The organism is Bradyrhizobium sp. NP1 (assembly GCF_030378205.1).
Taxonomy (GTDB): Bacteria; Pseudomonadota; Alphaproteobacteria; order Rhizobiales; family Xanthobacteraceae; genus Bradyrhizobium.
Window position 1 is genome coordinate 5,731,172 of the sequence record NZ_CP127385.1, and the last position, 15,849, is coordinate 5,747,020.

The following is a 15,849-nucleotide window of genomic DNA, read 5'->3' on the forward strand; positions in this document are numbered from 1 at the left end:
CAACTTGATATTCAAACGCCATGACTGTTTCATGACACGCGCATGATTTTCGCGGTTCCCCGTTCGGACCATTTCATCCCATGAGCATGCAGGATCTGAGCACCGGCGTGGCGTTGTGGCGGCAGGTCGCCGACGGCATCGAGCGCGGCATCGCTGAAGGCCGGTTTCCCGCCGGCACGAAGCTGCCGGGCGAGACCGAGATTGCCGAGCTCTATCGCGTCAACCGTCACACGGTGCGCCGCGCGCTGGCGATGCTGGCCGAGCGCGGCCTGGTGCGCGCCGAACGCGGCAGCGGCACCTATGTCGAGGCGCAGCGGCTCGCCTACCCGCTGCGCTCGCGCACGCGATTTTCGGAGATCGTCGGTGCCGGCGGGCGCGAGCCGCGCGGGCAACTGATCGAGGCCGGCGAGGAGCCCGCGACGCGCGAGGTCGCCCGGCTGCTCGGCCTGAAGACCGGCGCGCCGCTGGCGCGGATCGAGGCACTGCGTTTTGCCGACCGCGTGCCGATCTGCATTTCCACGAGCTGGCTATCCGCCGAGCGCTTTCCGGGAGCGGGCCACGTCTTTGCCACCGCCCGCTCGATGACCAAGCTGCTGGAGCATTATGGCGTGCGCGATTACCGCCGCGGGTCGACCCGGATCACCGCAGCCATTGCCGAGGCATCCGACGCGGCGAGACTCGACCTTACGCTCGGCCGGCCCGTCCTGGTCGTCGACAGCACCGACCTCGATGCGGACGGCACCCCGCTGGTGACCAAGCGCTCGCGCTTTGCCGCCGAACGTGTTGCGTTCGTGGTTGATGGCGGCTAGGCGACCGCGCGCCGGCCGATGATCGCAAAGCGGAGCTTTCCGGAGATCCAGTCGATCGCGGCGACCGCGATCAGGATCATCAGGACCAGGAATGACACCTTCTGCCATTCCAGCACCCGGATCTGCTCGGCGAGCTGAAGGCCGATGCCGCCCGCACCGACGATGCCAATGATCGTCGCCGAGCGCGTGTTCGATTCGATGAAATAGAGCACCTGTCCCGCGATCACTGGCAGCACCTGCGGCATCAGTCCAAAGCGGATTTCGTGCAGCGCACTGCCGCCGGATGCCCTGACCCCCTCAACCTGCCTGCGGTCGGCGGCCTCGATCGCTTCGGAAAACAGCTTGCCGAACGCGCCGAAATCCGAAACCGCGATCGCGAGCACGCCGGCGAACGGACCGAGACCGACGACGTTGATCCACACCAGCGCCCAGATCAGCGTGTCGACGCCGCGGATCGAATCGAGAAAGCGCCGTACCGGAAATCTCACGACATTCGAGCGCACGACATTCTTCGCCGCGAACAGGCTGATCGGCAGCGCCATGAGCGCGGCAAGCGTGGTGCCCAGCAGCGCGATCGACAGCGTCTCGCCCAGCGCCTTCAGATAGAGCGGCAAGGACGAGCCGGGATCCGGCGGGATCATCATCAGCGTGATCCAGCCGAGCTGACGAAGGCCGGAAAGCAATCTGGCCGGCGAAAAGTCGAGGTCGACGAGCCCGAACACGAAAATTCCGAAGGCGCAGGCCGCCACCAGCGGCGTCGCCAGCCGCGCGGCTGCCGGCCGCGCGAAAATATCGGGATGTCGCGCGCGGAGTTGTTCGAGATCCGGGGGCTGGACTGGATTCACGGCCGCGATTCCTTACCCAACAGCCGGCCGCGCAGCCATCCGGTGGCGATGTCGATGATAAAGACGGTCACGATGATGGTCACGAGGATGGCGCTGACGTCCGAATAATAGAATTTCCGGATCGCGACCACGAGTTCCTGGCCGATGCCGCCCGCGCCGACGAAACCCATGACCGAGGCCTCACGGACATTGATTTCGAAACGCAGCAGCGTGTAACTCGCGTAACCCGCGATCACCTGGGGCAGCACCGCAAAGCGCATGCAGGCAATCCACCCGGCGCCGGTCGAACGCACGCCTTCAACCGGTCTCATGTCCGCATTCTCGACGATTTCCGAAAACAGCTTGCCGAGCGCACCGGTGGAGTGGATCGCCACCGCCAGCACGCCCGCCATCGGCCCAAGGCCAAAGGCAATGACGAAGATGAGCGCAAAGACGATGCCGGGAACGGTGCGGGCGAACTCAAGCAGCCTGCGCATCGCAAAGCGCAGCCACGGTGCCGGCGAGGTATTTTCGGCGGCGAAGAAGTTGAGCACGAAGGCGAGTATCGCGCCGATCAGCGTGCCGACATAGCTGATCAGGATGGTCTCGCCGAGCAGCCGAAGCCATTTGTGCCAGCCCCAGAACCACTCGGCAGGATCGGTCCAGACCCAGGCGCCGTTATCGAGGCTCAGGATGCGGCCGAAATAGCTGACGAAGTTGCTGAAATGGGTGAAAAACGTACGCAGGTTCACTTCCGCGCCGACAGCTGCCACGACCAGGGCAGCGAAAAACAATACCAGCGCGATCGTGAAGCGAAGGCGCCGCCGCGCCGCGGCCTTACGATAGGCCAGGTTCAAGGCCGCAAGCTGCTGGCTCGGCAGGATCGATACGGCCGTTGTCATTTTTTCATGCCGCGCTGGAGAAAAGGCCGGGTCCGTTCGACCCGGCCTTCCCGACAAATCGTCAGGATCCCTTCTTGCGCAGATTGTCGACGAACTTGATCAGTTCGATGGTCTTGTCGTAGTCCGCGTTGCTCACCGGCTGCCACGGCCGGTTCTTGCCGTCGGAGAGCTTCTTGAAAGCTTCCGCGTCCTTCTGCGGCGCGTCGAGGAACGCCTGCTTGATCGCCGCCTTCATGTCGTCGGGCAAGCTGTTGAGATAGGCGTAGGGCGAGTTGATGATGAGGTCGGACTTCACGATGATGCGGAAATCCTCCTTCTTCATCGGCGTGCCGTCGGCCGCCTTCACCATGCCCTTGGCCAGCATGCGCGTCAGGTTGGAGTCATCCTCGGCATTCCACCAGTTGGCGGCGACGTCGACCGTGCCTTGCGCCAGCGCCAGCACCGCATTCTCGTGGCTGCCCGTGAAGATGACCTTGGAGAAATAGGCGTCAGGGTCGATGCCCATCTGGTTCAGCTTGAATCGCGGCATGTTGTTGCCGGAGGTCGAATTCGGGTCGACCAGGCCGAGGTTCTTGCCCTTGAGATCCTCGACTTTCTGGTAGGGGCTCTTGGCGAGCACATAGAACACCGAATAGTAGCCCTTCGAGCCGTCGGAATTGACGTCGATGACAAAGGCATCGGTCTTCACCCCGGTCAGGCGTGCCCGGGAAAACGAGGCCGGCCCGTAATAGCCGATATGGATATTGCCTGCGCGCTGGCCTTCGATCACGGCTGCGTAGTCGTTGGCGACACGCAGGTTGACCTTGATGCCGAGTTCCTTCGACAAATAGTTCACGAACGGCGTGTAGCGCTCGAGCACGCCGGAACCGTTCTCGGCCGGGATCACGGCGAAGGTGATTTCGGGATATTTGGCTTTCCAGTCCTCGGCGGATGCCGAGCCTGCGAAGGCAAGCGCGGCCGCGCCCGCCAGAACGATTCTGCGGTTGATCATGATACGTCCCTCTCCGTGTGGGTTGATTCAGATTGACTGAAAGTGTCGTGGCGCGCCGCGGCGAAGGTCACGCCGCCGCAGCCGTGCCGAGTGCGGGAACTGGCGCGACCGCGGCTTCCTCCGCCGGAGCCGTGCCCAAGACCTCGCTCGCCTCGAGGTCATAAAGTTCGCGCGCAACGCGATCGGTGAGCGAGGCCGGCACGCCGTCGAATACAACGCGGCCCGCCGCCATCCCGATCAGCCGATCGCAATAGCTGCGCGCGAGATCGAGCGAATGCAGGTTGCAGATGACGGTGATGCCGAAATGCTTGTTGATACGGAGCAGCGCATCCATCACGATCTTGGTGTTGCGCGGATCGAGCGAGGCGATCGGCTCGTCGGCAAGGATGATGTCGGGCTGCTGCACCAGGGCGCGGGCGATCGCGACGCGCTGCTGCTGGCCGCCGGATAGCTGGTCGGCTCGCTGCGCCGCAAGCTGCCCCATGTCGAATTGCTCCAGCGCCGACATCGCAATCGCCACGTCTTCTTCCGGCCAGAACTGGGCGAGCGAGCGCCATGACGGGATTTCGGAAAGCCGCCCCATCAGGACATTGGTCAGAACATCGAGCCGGCCGACCAGATTGAATTGCTGGAAGATCATCGCAGCGCGGGCACGCCACTGCCGCAACGCTGCGCCGCTCAGCGCCGTCACATCAACCCCGTCATGAAGGATGCGACCGCTGGTCGCGGGCGTCAGGCGGTTGATTGCCCGCAGCAAGGTCGACTTGCCCGCCCCCGATCGGCCGATCACGCCGACGAAGCCGCCGGGGGCAATGGAGAATGATGCGTTATCTACAGCGGCTTTTGTGCCGAAACGGCACGTCAAACCTTCGATTGCCAGCATGCCATGCTCCAGATGCGGGGGCGCCCACCACCGCTATCGTCCGTATTCAACAGTTATGTGACAGCGCGGCTGCGCTGCGATGTTGATCCACATCGCCGTCGATCGTCACGCAACTGTCACGCTGGCGTCACGAAGCCCGTCAATGACGGGCGCGCGACAACTCGGGTCATGCGCACGGAGGTTCAGTTGGCCGGAAAGATACTTTCCCTCGAGCCCACGATCGATCCGAGCGCCAAGGTGCAGCACGCAAGGATCGGCGCCTACTGTGAGGTTGGCGCCCGCACCATCCTGCTCGAGGTCGAGATGGGCGACTATTCCTATGTCGTCAACGACGCACAGATCACTTACACAGCAATCGGAAAATTCTGCTCGATCGCCGCAATGACGCGCATCAATCCCGGCAATCATCCGATGCACCGGGCCTCACAGGCCCACTTCACCTATCGCGCCAGCGCCTATTTTCCCGGCGAGCCCGACGAAGCTGAATTCTTCGACTGGCGGCGCAGCCATTCGGTCCAGATCGGCCACGATGTCTGGGTCGGGCATGGTGCGATTGTGCTGCCCGGACGCAACGTCGGCACCGGCGCGGTGGTCGCGGCCGGCGCCATCGTCACCAGGGACGTTCCCGCATATACGATCGTCGCAGGAAATCCGGCACGAGCGATCAAGCGCCGTTTCCCGGAAGCCGTCGCAGACCGGTTGATGGATCTGGCCTGGTCGGACTGGGATCACGCGAAGTTGCGCACAGCCCTCCCCGACTTCCGCAAGCTCGCAATCGAGGACTTCCTCGCCAAGTATGAAGCGGGCGCCACGCGTTCCCTCAAACAACGAAGTGCAATATCGTGAACGACATCCTCATCGAAGGCGGCCGAACGCTGCTCGGCCAGGACATTCTCGAAACCTCGCTGCAACTGTCGGGCCTGGAGATCCACGCCGTGGGCGCAAACCGCTCCCGCGCACCGCTCGAGCTCGACGCACGTGGCTTGCTGGTGTTGCCGGGCATCGTCGATTTGCATGGCGACGCATTCGAACGGCAGATGATGCCGCGTCCCGGCGTCGACTTTCCCATCGACGTGGCGCTCGTCGACAGCGACCGTCAGGCCATCGGCAACGGGATCACTACCGTATTTCATGCGACGACCTGGTCCTGGGAACCGGGCCTGCGCAGCGCCGACAATGCCCGGGAGCTGCTCGAGGCGATCGAGAGCTTGAGGCCGCGCCTTGCAGCCGACACGCGCTTTCACCTCCGCCACGAAACCTACAATCTCGACGCCGAGGACGAGATCGGCCAATGGCTGTCGGAAGGTCGCATCGATCTGCTCGCATTCAACGACCATATGGACTCGACGGTGGCAAGTCTCGACAAGCCGGCGAAGCGCAGCCGCATGGTCGAGCGCACCGGACTGTCGAACGATGCCTTCGATCGGCTGGTCGAGCGCGTCCTCGCGCGCGCGGACGCCGTGCCGGCGTCGATCAAACGGCTGGCCGGCCGGGCGCGAGACGCCGGGGTTCGCATGTTGTCGCATGACGACGACACGCCCGCGATGCGGCAGGCATTCCGTGCCCAGGGCGTGACCATCGCCGAATTTCCGGTCAACGAGGAAACCGCCCGGGCAGCCGCGGCCGGAGGAGATTTCACCGTGTTCGGCGCGCCCAATGTTGTGCGCGGCGGCAGCCATACCGGCTGGACCAGGGCCTCCGACATGATCGAGAAGGGCCTCTGCTCGGTGCTGGCGTCCGACTATTACTACCCGGCGCCGCTTCTGGCGGCATTCCGGCTCGCCGCCGACGGCATCCTGCCGCTGGCACGGGCCTGGAATTTGATCTCGGCGGCGCCAGCACAAGCCTGCGGGCTGGCGGATCGCGGCAGCATCGCCGAGCGATGCCGCGCCGACATCATCCTGGTCGACGATCGGTTGCCGACGCGCCCGCGCGTCGTCGCCGTGGTTGCGGCCGGCCGGCTCGTGTACCTGGCTGATCCCGACCGTCTGGTCCGCCATTCGAGCGCGCAACGCGAGGCAATTGCCGCCGCGTGAGGTGCGACGCTATGCTGCCGGCAATGACCGCTTTTCCCCGCTACGCCATTTATTTCACCGCCGCCCGCGGCAGCGAGCTCGATCGCTTCGGCGCGAACCTGCTTGGCCATGACCCCTGGAGCGGCACCGAACTGCCCTTCCCCGAAGACGTGGTGCGGCGCTTTCCCGACTGGCGCGAGCTGACGCTGGAGCCGAGAAAATACGGCTTCCATGCCACGCTGAAGGCGCCGATGCCACTTGCGGACGGAAAGGCCGAAGACGGGTTGCGCGCCGCCTGCGCGTCTTTTGCCGAAACGCCGCGGACGATTCCGCTCGTCCGCCCAGTCGTCGATTCCATCAGCGGCTTTATCGCCGTCGTGCCGGCCGAGCCTTCGGCCGAGCTCGAACGGCTGGCCGCCGATTGTGTCCGCGTCTTCGATTGCTTTCGCGCACCGCTCACGCCTGGCGATCGCGCGCGACGGCGCCCGGAGCAGTTGACGCCGCGGCAGCGCGATTATCTCGACCGCTGGGGTTACCCTTACGTGATGGAGGAGTTTCGCTTTCACATGACGCTGACGGGCCGGCTTCCGGCAGAACGCCGCGAGCCAGTGATCGCGATGCTGCGACAGCGCTTTGCGGCCACAGGCCTGTCCAAGCTCGCGATCGATCGCATCGCGCTGTTCCGCCAGACCGACGCAACCGCGCCGTTCCACGTCATCGCTGACTGGGATCTTCAGCGCCGGCCCTGACCGCACTGGCCGATCGCGGCACCGTGCCCGTCAGCGGCGCCTGCATCCCCGCAGGAACAGCGCAGCACAGGCCTGTGCATGCCGTTCGAGCTCGTCGCCTGTCGGCAGCGCCTGATGACCGAACATCGCCGCGCGCTGCGGCTGGTATGCGAGCATGCCGAGCAGCATGCCGGCTGCGATCTCGGCGTCATCGACTTCGATGAGCCCGCGCATCGCTTGCGCCCGCAGCCATTCGGCGAGCACGGCGATCGTACGCCGCATCGCCTTGCTGTAGAACATCTCCGCGATCTCGGGAAAACGGTCACTCTCGGCGAGCATCGTGCGCTGAAGCGCGACGACCTCTTCGTTGAGCACAAGCTCGGCGCAGATCAGCAGCGCCTTCACCAACAAGGCCTCGATATCCTTGCCTTCACAGCTGCGCAGGCTGAAGGCAGATGCAAACCGGTCGATGCGATCTGTCACCATCGCCTCAAACAAACCGGCCTTGTCCGGAAACAGGCGATAAACCGTCTTGGTGGACACGCCGGCCTGTCGCGCCACGGCCTCCATATTGGTTGCCGCAAAGCCGCTCGCAAAAAATTCCTGCCGCGCAGCCTCGATGATGAGCGCTCGCGTCTCCTCGTCGGATCGCAACGGCGGTCTCCCCCGCGTGCGCCGCGGTTCATCCGCTTCATTGCGTTCGGTCAGGGTGGCCTTGCCGGTCGCCATTCGAGCCATGCTTTTAGATGATGCCTGTCATTCCATTGACTCTCCGAATATGAGGTCTATTTTGGAAAACGTCAAGTTTCCTAATTAGAGAACATGAGGTTTTGAAAATTACATCATGTTTTCAAAGGGATGGATGCGAGGAGACCCGTCATGAGCCGTCATTCCACAACCTTTCCGGTCGAGAGCCAGGTCCCTGCCGATGCCGCGCAGGAGCTCCTGACGGCTTCAACGAGCAACGAGGCACCGGCCGCGCCCGCGCCTGCGCTCACCGTGAAACAAGGGCGCCTCCGCCGCGTCCTGACGGCAAGCACCGCCATCGCACTTATCGCCGGCGCCGCCTGGTTCGGCTGGGACTACTGGACCGTCGGCCGCTTTCAGGTTTCGACCGACGACGCCTATATAAAGGCTGACAACACCACCATCGCGCCAAAGGTTTCCGGCTATCTGAGCGACGTGCTCGTCGGCGACAACGAACACGTCACGGCCGGCCAGGTGCTCGCGCGGATCGACGACCGCGATTTCAGGGTCGCGCTCGACCAGGCCAAGGCTGATGTGGCGGCGGCGCAGGCCGCGCTGGCGAGCAAGCAGGCGCAACTCGACGTCCAGCAGGCCGTGATCGAAGCGGCCAGGGCAACGATCGAGGTCGATACCGCGACCGAGACGTTCGCATTGCAGGAAAACAAGCGCTACACCGACCTCGCCACCAGCGGCTACGGCAGCGTGCAGAATGCGCAGCTCGCGCAATCGCGTAACGCCGGCGCCCACGCCGCGATCCTGCGCGATACCGCAAACCTCGCTTCCGCCGTCAAGCAGGTGTCGTTGCTCAAGGCCGAGATCGCGCAAGCAACCGCGTCCGCGGCGCGAGCGGCCGCCCTGCAGCGTCAGGCCGAGCTCAACCTGAGCTACACCACGATCGTCGCGCCGATCGACGGCACTGTCGGCAACCGCACGCTGCGCACCGGCCAGTTCGTCCAGGCCGGCACGCAATTGATGTCGCTGGTGCCAGCCAGTGGCGCCTATGTGATCGCGAACTACAAGGAGACCCAGCTCACCGATGTGAGCAGCGGCCAGGCTGTCGACATCAAGGTCGACATGTTCCCGGGCAAGATCGTGCACGGCCATGTGGATTCGCTGGCGCCTGCGAGCGGACAGGAATTCGCGCTGCTGCCGCCCGACAACGCCACCGGCAACTTCACCAAGGTGGTGCAGCGCATTCCGGTGAAGATCGTGCTCGACGATACCCAGATCGACCTGCGGCCGGGCATGTCGGTGATCCCCAGCATTGAGACGCGATCACGCGCAGCCCAGCGCCCCGAACGGAACGGAACCGCGAAGGTCGCGTACGCCAATTCGAACAGGTGATGCGATGTCAGCCCTCACCCTCTCCGCCACGCCATCAACGCCCCGCGCGGTCGCGCTTGCACCCATCAATCCGGAGCGGGCCAGCGCCATAACCTGGATCGCTGTATCGGCCGCCATGATCGGCGCCTTCATGGCGATCCTGAACATCCAGATCACCAACGCCTCGCTGCTCGACATCGAAGGCGGCATCGGCACCGGCGTGGACAACGGCTCCTGGATCTCGACCTCCTATCTGATTGGCGAGATCATCGTCATTCCGCTCACGGACTATCTGAGCCGGGTGTTCTCGTTCCGCAACGTCATCCTCGTTCATGCCACGCTGTTTGCGATCTTCTCGGTGGCCTGCGCCTTCACCAGCGACCTGCCATCGATGATCGCGATGCGCGGCCTGCAGGGTTTCTTCGGCGGCGTGCTGATCCCGATGGCCTTCACGCTCGTCTTCACCAAGCTGCCGAAGGCCCAGCAACCGATCGGCCTTGCCATGTTCTCGCTTGCCGTGACGTTCGCGCCGGCGATCGGACCGACCATCGGCGGCTATCTCACCGAGAACTACGGCTGGCAGACCATCTTCTTCGTCAACGTGCTGCCGACCGCTGTGATGGTGACATTGCTCTATTTCACCCTCGACCGCCAGCCGATGCAGTTGAAGCTGTTGCGCGAGGGCGACTGGCTGGGCATCGCCACCATGGCGATCGGCCTGTCGGCACTGCAATCCGTGCTCGAAGAGGGCAACAAGGACGACTGGTTCGGGTCCCCCTTCATCGTGCGGCTCGCTATCATCGCCGCGATCAGCCTGTCGCTGTTCGTCGGGATCGAGCTGACCGTCGAGAAGCCACTGCTCAAATTGCGGCTGCTCACCCAACGCAATTTCGGTATCGGCACCGTCGCCGCGGTCTTCATCGGCTTTGCGCTGTTCGGCTCGGTCTATCTGCTGCCGGCCTATCTCGGCCAGGTGCAGCGCTACAACGCCGAGCAGATCGGCGCCGTGCTGGCATGGACCGGGCTGCCGCAGCTTCTGTTGATCCCGCTCGTGCCCAAGCTGATGCAGCGGTTCGATGCCCGCCTCATCGCCGTCACCGGCGCGCTGCTCTTTGCCCTGAGCGCGTTCATGAACACGACCATGTCGCTCGACTATGCCGGTGACCAGTTCTGGGTGCCGAACATCGTCCGCGCGGTCGGCCAGGCGCTGCTGCTGGCGCCGCTGAGCTCGATCTCGCTCGGCAGCGTCGCACCGCAGGACGCCGCAGCGGCCTCAGGCATTTCCAACATGATGCGCAATCTCGGCGGCGCGATCGGCACGGCCGTGCTCGCAACCATCGTCGTCAAGCGCGAGCAATTTCATTCCAACATCATCGGCCAGTCGGTTCATCTCGGCCGGGAGGAAGTCCGCGCCCGCATCGCACAGATGACCGACTACTTCATTGCCCATGGCGTGCCCGACCCGACCAATGCACGCCAGCAGGCGATCATCGCGCTCGGCAACGCGGTCAAGCGTCAGGCCCTGGTGCTGGGCTTCAGCGACACGTTCGCGATCATCGGCATCGTGCTGGTGCTCGCCGCGATCGCGCTCATGCTGACGCGGAAAGCGGCAAGCGGCGGGGCCGGCGGCGGTGCGCACTAAAGCGACAGATTTGCGGATCACGCCGAGCGCTCAGCGCTCGGCGAACGCTTTCTCCACCACGAACTGGGCCGGCTCGCCGTGGTTGCCTTCGACAAAGCCCCGGCCGGTCAGCAGCGCGCGGGTGTCCTGGACCAGCGCCGGGCTGCCGCAGATCATGACGCGGTCATGCGCGGGCTCGATCGACGGCAGCCCGATATCCTCGAACAGCCTGCCTGATGTGATCAGATCGGTGATGCGGCCTCGGTTGCGGAAGGGATCGCGCGTCACCGTCGGATAATAGATCAGCTGGTTGCGGATATACTCGCCGATCAGCTCGTCGTTCGGCAGATCCTTCGTGATCATCTCGCCATAGGCGAGCTCGGCGACGTGGCGGCAGCCATGCAGCAGCACGACCTTCTCGAACCGCTCATAGGTTTCCGGGTCCTTGATGACGCTCAGGAACGGCGCAAGGCCCGTGCCGGTGCCGACCAGATAGAGGTTGCGGCCGTCCTCGAGATTGTCGATGACCAGTGTTCCCGTCGCCTTGCGGCTGACGATGATCTCGTCGCCCTCCTTCAGGTGCTGAAGGCGCGAGGTAAGCGGACCATCGGGCACCTTGATCGAGAAGAACTCGAGCTTGTCCTCGTAGTTCGCGCTGGCGACGCTATAGGCGCGCAGCAGCGGTCGCTCGCCGACCTTCAGCCCGATCATGGTGAACTCGCCGTTGCGGAAACGGAACGAGGGGTCGCGTGTCGTGGTGAAGCTGAACAGCGTATCGGTCCAGTGATGGACGCTCAGAACGCTCTCTAGGTTGAAATTGCTCATCGCCCGATCGCCTCGATTTTTTGCCGGCCGATTGCGCCGGAGGGTTCATTCGTATACGATCATTAGTACACAAATGAATAATCCAGCTTGATCCCGCCGTCAAGCCGGGATCAAAATCGCTGGAATTATCGGGGGATAGAAGGAAACCGATCGATGGCGCAGGACGCACCCCAGGCTACCGGCCCGAGCAAGCTGGTGATCCGCAACATCGGCCTCCTGCTGTCGGGCGCCCTGGAGAAGCCCATCCTCGATGCCGACACCATTGTTGCCGAAAACGGCAGGATCACCGGTCTCGGCCGCGCCAGGGACCTGAACACCGAAGGCGCCACCATCATCGTCGACGCCAATGGCACGACGGTCGCGCCGGGCCTGATCGACAGCCATGTTCATCCCGTCGCCGGCGACTGGACCCCGCGGCAGAACCAGATCGGCTGGATCGACTCGTTCCTGCATGGCGGCGTCACCACGATGATATCGGCGGGCGAAGTGCATATGCCCGGACGCCCGCGCGACGTGGTGGGGCTCAAGGCGATGGCGATCTTCGCGCAGCGCGCGTTCTGGACGCTGCGGCCCGGCGGCGTGAAGGTTCATGCCGGCGCGCCGGTGATTGAATGCGAGATGGTCGAGGACGACTTCAAGGAGCTCGCGGCTGCCGGTGTCAAGCTGCTCGGCGAGGTTGGCCTGGGTGGCGTCAAGGACGGCCCGACCGCGCGCAAGATGGTCGGCTGGGCGCGCAAATACGGCATCCAGAGCACGATCCATACCGGCGGCCCATCGATCCCCGGTTCCGGCCTGATCGACAAGGACGTGGTGCTGGAAGCCGATACCGACGTGGTCGGTCACATTAATGGCGGCCATACCGCCCTGCCCGATGACCAGATCCGTTGCATCTGCGAAGGCTGCAAGCGCGGACTTGAACTGGTTCACAATGGCAACGAGCGCTCGGCGCTGTTCACGCTGCGCACCGCGCGCGAAATGGGCGATCTTTCCCGCATCATCCTCGGCACCGACGCGCCAGCCGGCTCCGGCGTGCAGCCGCTCGGCATCTTGCGGATGGTTTCGATGCTGTCCTCGCTCGGCGAAGTTCCGGCGGAGATCGCGTTCTGCTTTGCCACCGGCAACACGGCCCGGATGCGCACGCTCGACTGCGGCCTGATCGAGGTGGGCCGCGCGGCCGATTTCGTCATCATGGACCGGGCGCAGCATTCGCCCGGCAAGAACATCCTGGAAAGCGTCCAGCTCGGCGACCTGCCCGGCGTGGGCATGACCATCATCGACGGCATCGTGCGCACCCAGCGCAGCCGCAACACCCCGCCCGCGACCAGGGTACCGGAGATCGTGACGAAGTAGTCCAGACGGGACAGCGCTATTGCGAGCGGCAAAAGCGACGAAGTAATCCATCCCGCCGCCCGCGGGAAAATGGTTTGCTTCGCGGCGGCCTGGAACGTTCCTTTCACCGGACACCGTTGAGGTGTATTGTAGGCGCCAAGCGATCCTGGTGGTCGGCGGCGCATGCAAGAGGCATTCGACGAATCGGGTTCTTGCTGCTGCATGCCGCCGCGCCACGTTGGTACCTGCCAAGGCAACAGGAGGCAGCACGATGACGATGAGGCCAGACCCCACGTTTCACGCCTCGCCGAAGCTTGCGATGGAGGCTCCGGCAGAGACCTTCGCCTACACTGTGCTGCTCAGCCCGGACGCTTCACAAGCCGACGCACTCGCCGTTATCGACGTCAAGCCCGGCTCTGCGACCTACAGCAAGGTCGTCCATACCGTGACGATGCCCAACAAGGGCGACGAGTTTCACCATTTCGGGTGGAACGCCTGCTCATCGGCGTTGTCGCCGCTTGCAGGACACGCCTTCCTCGAGCGCCGCTATCTCATCATCCCCGGCATGCGGTCGTCCCGAATCTACATCGTCGACACGAAGCCGGATCCCACCCAGGCGAAGATTCACAAGATCATCGAGCCCGAGGAGATCTTCAAAAAGACCGGGTACTCGCGGCCGCACACCATCCATTGCGGGCCGGAAGGCATTTACGTCTCTACGCTCGGCGGCAGCGGCAAGAATGGCACCGATGGACCGCCCGGCATCTTCATCATGGACTGCGAGACGTTCGAGGTGCTCGGACGCTGGGAGATCGATCGCGGCCCGCAGACCAAGCACTACGACTTCTGGTGGAACCTGCCGCGCGACTACATGGTGAGCAGCGAGTGGGCGTTGCCGCCGCAGTTCGAGAACGGAATCGTGCCCGAGGATCTGCTCTCGAACAAATACGGCCATCGACTCCACTTCTGGGATCTGCGGGCCCGGCGAAATGTCCAGACGATCGATCTCGGCGCCAATCATCAAATGGCGCTGGAAGTGCGTCCCGCACACGATCCCGTCCGCGAGCACGGCTTCGTGGGCGTTGTGGTCGATACGACAAACCTCGAAGGCTCGATCTGGACGTGGTGGCGCGAGGGCGACAGGTTCCACATCGAGAAGACTGCGACGATCCCACCCGAGCCCGCACCGAAAGAGCAGTTGCCGCCGCTTCTGCAAGGCTTTGGCGCCGTGCCGCCTTTGGTGACCGACATCGACCTGTCGATGGATGACAAGTTTCTCTACGTCTCCTGCTGGGGCACCGGCGAGATGCGTCAATACGACGTCAGCGAGCCCCGAAAGCCGAAGCTTGCCGGATCGGTCCGCATCGGCGGCATCGCAAACCGTACGCCGCACCCGAACGGCAAGGCATTTGCGGGCGGCCCGCAAATGGTCGAGATCAGCCGCGACGGCAAGCGGGTCTACTGGACCAATTCGCTCTACTCGACATGGGACGACCAGTTCTATCCGCAAGGCATTCCCGGCGTCGAGGTGATGGCAAATGCGGGCCCGCACGGCGGCCTCGCGCTGGCAAAGGACTACTGGGTCAGCTTCCCGGACGGGTACCGGGCGCACCAGATCCGTCTCGACGGCGGCGACTGTTCGACGGATTCGTTCTGCTACCCATCGGCTTGACGGTGACTGCGGCCGATTGGCCGGCCTGGCTATGGCTGGCTGTGATCGCAAGCGGCCTCTACCACGGGATAAACCCGGGAATGGGGTGGCCGCTCGCCGTTTCGGCCGGATTGATGCAAAGGAGCTCGCGTGCCCTGGTGACCGCGCTTGGGCCACTCGCGGCCGGTCATCTGTTGGCGATGCTGCTCGTGATCCTTCCATTCGCGCTGCTGGTTGCGCTCGCCGAATGGCAGCGCCAGATCCGGATTGGCGCCAGCCTTCTCGTCATCGGCTTCGGCATCTACCGGCTTGTCAACCGGCGCCATCCGAGGGCTCTGGCGCGAATCCGGCCGGCGCAATTGGGGCTCTGGTCCTTCGCCGTGGCAATCGCGCACGGCGCCGCCCTGATGCTCGTGCCGATCTATCTCGGGCTCTGCCGGGAAGCCGACCTCGGCAACGGCCACCAGGCAGCCGCGAGCCTCATCAATGCCAATCCCACCATGGCCGTGCTGGTCTGCGTGGTCCATGCCGGCGCGATGATCGCCGCCGGCGGATGCCTGGCGTGGCTGGTCTATCGCTACATTGGCCTGAAATTCGTGTCCCGGAGTTGGTTCAACCTGGATACGTTGTGGGCCGTCAGCCTCGTCCTGGTGGGCATCGTCGCACTGGCGTTCGGCGTTGCGGACTAGCGCGCGGCGCGGCCGTGTGATTGAAGCGCTGGCCGAACGAGGCGCGCTCCTTCGTTAGCGCAGCTTGTTGAGCAGCGCGAAAAGCGTCTCACGCTCGCGCGCGTCGAGCGGCGCCAGCGTTTCCCTGGAAACAACGAGCGCATTGGGTGCGGCCTTCTCGACCAGTTGCTGGCCTGCCCGCGTCAGGCTGACCAGCAGACGGCGGCCATCCTCGGGATCGGAGCTCGTCTCGGTGAGGCCCCGCGCCGTGAGGCGGTCGATGACGCCTTTGATGGTCGCGACGTCCATCGCGGTCAGCCGGCCGAGCTGGTTTTGCGAGCACGGCCCGGTCTCGAACAGCTTGGAGAGCGCCGCCCATTGCGTCGGCGTCAGGTTGTTGCCGATGTCGCGCGAAAAGATCGTGGCGTGGCGCTGCCAGACCTGCCGCAGGATGAAGCCGATCTGGTCGTCGAGGATATAGAGCGGCCTTGCCGGCTTGACGCTTTTCTTCAGTGAAGCGTTCCTGCCCATGA

General features: G+C 64.2%; 16 protein-coding genes. 9 read left to right on the forward strand and 7 right to left on the reverse strand.

Annotated features, from left to right (window positions below):
* Positions 1–80: 80 nt before the first annotated feature.
* The gene (phnF, locus tag QOU61_RS27875; RefSeq protein WP_289654421.1) at positions 81–809 is read left to right on the forward strand and encodes a phosphonate metabolism transcriptional regulator PhnF; all 729 of its coding nucleotides are present in this window, start codon (positions 81–83) and stop codon (positions 807–809) included.
* Here the strand turns inward: phnF and phnE (QOU61_RS27880) are convergent.
* From phnE (QOU61_RS27880) to phnC, 4 genes are all read right to left on the reverse strand, one after another.
* On the reverse strand, positions 806–1,654 hold the full coding sequence (gene phnE, locus QOU61_RS27880; protein ID WP_289654422.1) for a phosphonate ABC transporter, permease protein PhnE: 849 nt from the start codon (positions 1,652–1,654) through the stop codon (positions 806–808). The two genes, phnF and phnE (QOU61_RS27880), sit on opposite strands and share 4 nt — an antisense overlap.
* Positions 1,651–2,535 carry a phosphonate ABC transporter, permease protein PhnE gene (gene phnE / locus QOU61_RS27885; protein ID WP_289654423.1) on the reverse strand — a complete coding sequence of 295 codons (885 nt, stop codon included), beginning with the start codon at positions 2,533–2,535 and terminating at the stop codon, positions 1,651–1,653. The genes phnE (QOU61_RS27880) and phnE (QOU61_RS27885) overlap by 4 nt, the downstream gene beginning before the upstream one ends.
* 61 nt (positions 2,536–2,596) lie before the next feature.
* Positions 2,597–3,526, reverse strand: coding sequence for a phosphonate ABC transporter substrate-binding protein (gene phnD, locus QOU61_RS27890; protein WP_289654424.1), 930 nt, complete (start codon positions 3,524–3,526; stop codon positions 2,597–2,599).
* A 67-nt stretch (positions 3,527–3,593) separates the two neighbouring features.
* On the reverse strand, positions 3,594–4,409 hold the full coding sequence (phnC, locus tag QOU61_RS27895; protein WP_289654425.1) for a phosphonate ABC transporter ATP-binding protein: 816 nt from the start codon (positions 4,407–4,409) through the stop codon (positions 3,594–3,596).
* 186 nt (positions 4,410–4,595) lie between these two features.
* Here phnC and QOU61_RS27900 point away from each other — a divergent pair, with 186 nt between their 5' ends.
* The 3 genes from QOU61_RS27900 to QOU61_RS27910 are packed head-to-tail and all read left to right on the forward strand — an operon-like array spanning position 4,596 to position 7,173.
* Positions 4,596–5,255 (forward strand): LbetaH domain-containing protein, encoded by a 660-nt coding sequence (locus QOU61_RS27900; protein ID WP_289661807.1) that lies wholly within the window; start codon positions 4,596–4,598, stop codon positions 5,253–5,255.
* A complete protein-coding gene (locus tag QOU61_RS27905; protein ID WP_289654426.1) occupies positions 5,252–6,445 on the forward strand; it encodes an alpha-D-ribose 1-methylphosphonate 5-triphosphate diphosphatase in 1,194 nt (397 codons plus the stop codon). The genes QOU61_RS27900 and QOU61_RS27905 overlap by 4 nt, the downstream gene beginning before the upstream one ends.
* Positions 6,446–6,468: 23 nt before the next feature.
* A complete protein-coding gene (locus QOU61_RS27910; protein ID WP_289654427.1) occupies positions 6,469–7,173 on the forward strand; it encodes a DUF1045 domain-containing protein in 705 nt (234 codons plus the stop codon).
* Between the two features lie 30 nt (positions 7,174–7,203).
* Here the strand turns inward: QOU61_RS27910 and QOU61_RS27915 are convergent, their stop codons facing one another.
* Positions 7,204–7,722 (reverse strand): TetR/AcrR family transcriptional regulator, encoded by a 519-nt coding sequence (locus QOU61_RS27915; RefSeq protein ID WP_354142479.1) that lies wholly within the window; start codon positions 7,720–7,722, stop codon positions 7,204–7,206.
* A 309-nt stretch (positions 7,723–8,031) separates the two neighbouring features.
* Here QOU61_RS27915 and QOU61_RS27920 point away from each other — a divergent pair, with 309 nt between their 5' ends.
* Positions 8,032–9,243 carry an HlyD family secretion protein gene (locus QOU61_RS27920; RefSeq protein WP_289654429.1) on the forward strand — a complete coding sequence of 404 codons (1,212 nt, stop codon included), beginning with the start codon at positions 8,032–8,034 and terminating at the stop codon, positions 9,241–9,243.
* A gap of 4 nt (positions 9,244–9,247) precedes the next feature.
* Positions 9,248–10,864 carry a DHA2 family efflux MFS transporter permease subunit gene (locus QOU61_RS27925; protein WP_502876830.1) on the forward strand — a complete coding sequence of 539 codons (1,617 nt, stop codon included), beginning with the start codon at positions 9,248–9,250 and terminating at the stop codon, positions 10,862–10,864.
* A gap of 30 nt (positions 10,865–10,894) precedes the next feature.
* On the opposite strand, the gene QOU61_RS27930 is transcribed toward QOU61_RS27925, so the two are convergent.
* Entirely contained in the window at positions 10,895–11,668 is a 774-nt protein-coding gene (locus tag QOU61_RS27930; RefSeq protein WP_289654430.1) for a ferredoxin--NADP reductase, read from the reverse strand.
* Positions 11,669–11,821: 153 nt separating this feature from the next.
* On the opposite strand from QOU61_RS27930, the gene QOU61_RS27935 reads away from it, so the two are divergent.
* The 3 genes from QOU61_RS27935 (at position 11,822) to QOU61_RS27945 (ending at position 15,337) form a co-directional block, all read left to right on the forward strand.
* Positions 11,822–13,018, forward strand: coding sequence for an amidohydrolase family protein (locus QOU61_RS27935; RefSeq protein ID WP_289654431.1), 1,197 nt, complete (start codon positions 11,822–11,824; stop codon positions 13,016–13,018).
* Positions 13,019–13,268: 250 nt separating this feature from the next.
* Positions 13,269–14,669 (forward strand): selenium-binding protein SBP56-related protein, encoded by a 1,401-nt coding sequence (locus QOU61_RS27940; protein WP_289654432.1) that lies wholly within the window; start codon positions 13,269–13,271, stop codon positions 14,667–14,669.
* Positions 14,670–14,749: 80 nt separating this feature from the next.
* Complete coding sequence (locus tag QOU61_RS27945) at positions 14,750–15,337, forward strand: hypothetical protein (protein ID WP_289654433.1); 588 nt, start codon at positions 14,750–14,752, stop codon at positions 15,335–15,337.
* Positions 15,338–15,391: 54 nt separating this feature from the next.
* On the opposite strand, the gene QOU61_RS27950 is transcribed toward QOU61_RS27945, so the two are convergent.
* Entirely contained in the window at positions 15,392–15,847 is a 456-nt protein-coding gene (locus QOU61_RS27950; RefSeq protein WP_289654434.1) for a MarR family winged helix-turn-helix transcriptional regulator, read from the reverse strand.
* Positions 15,848–15,849: the final 2 nt, after the last annotated feature.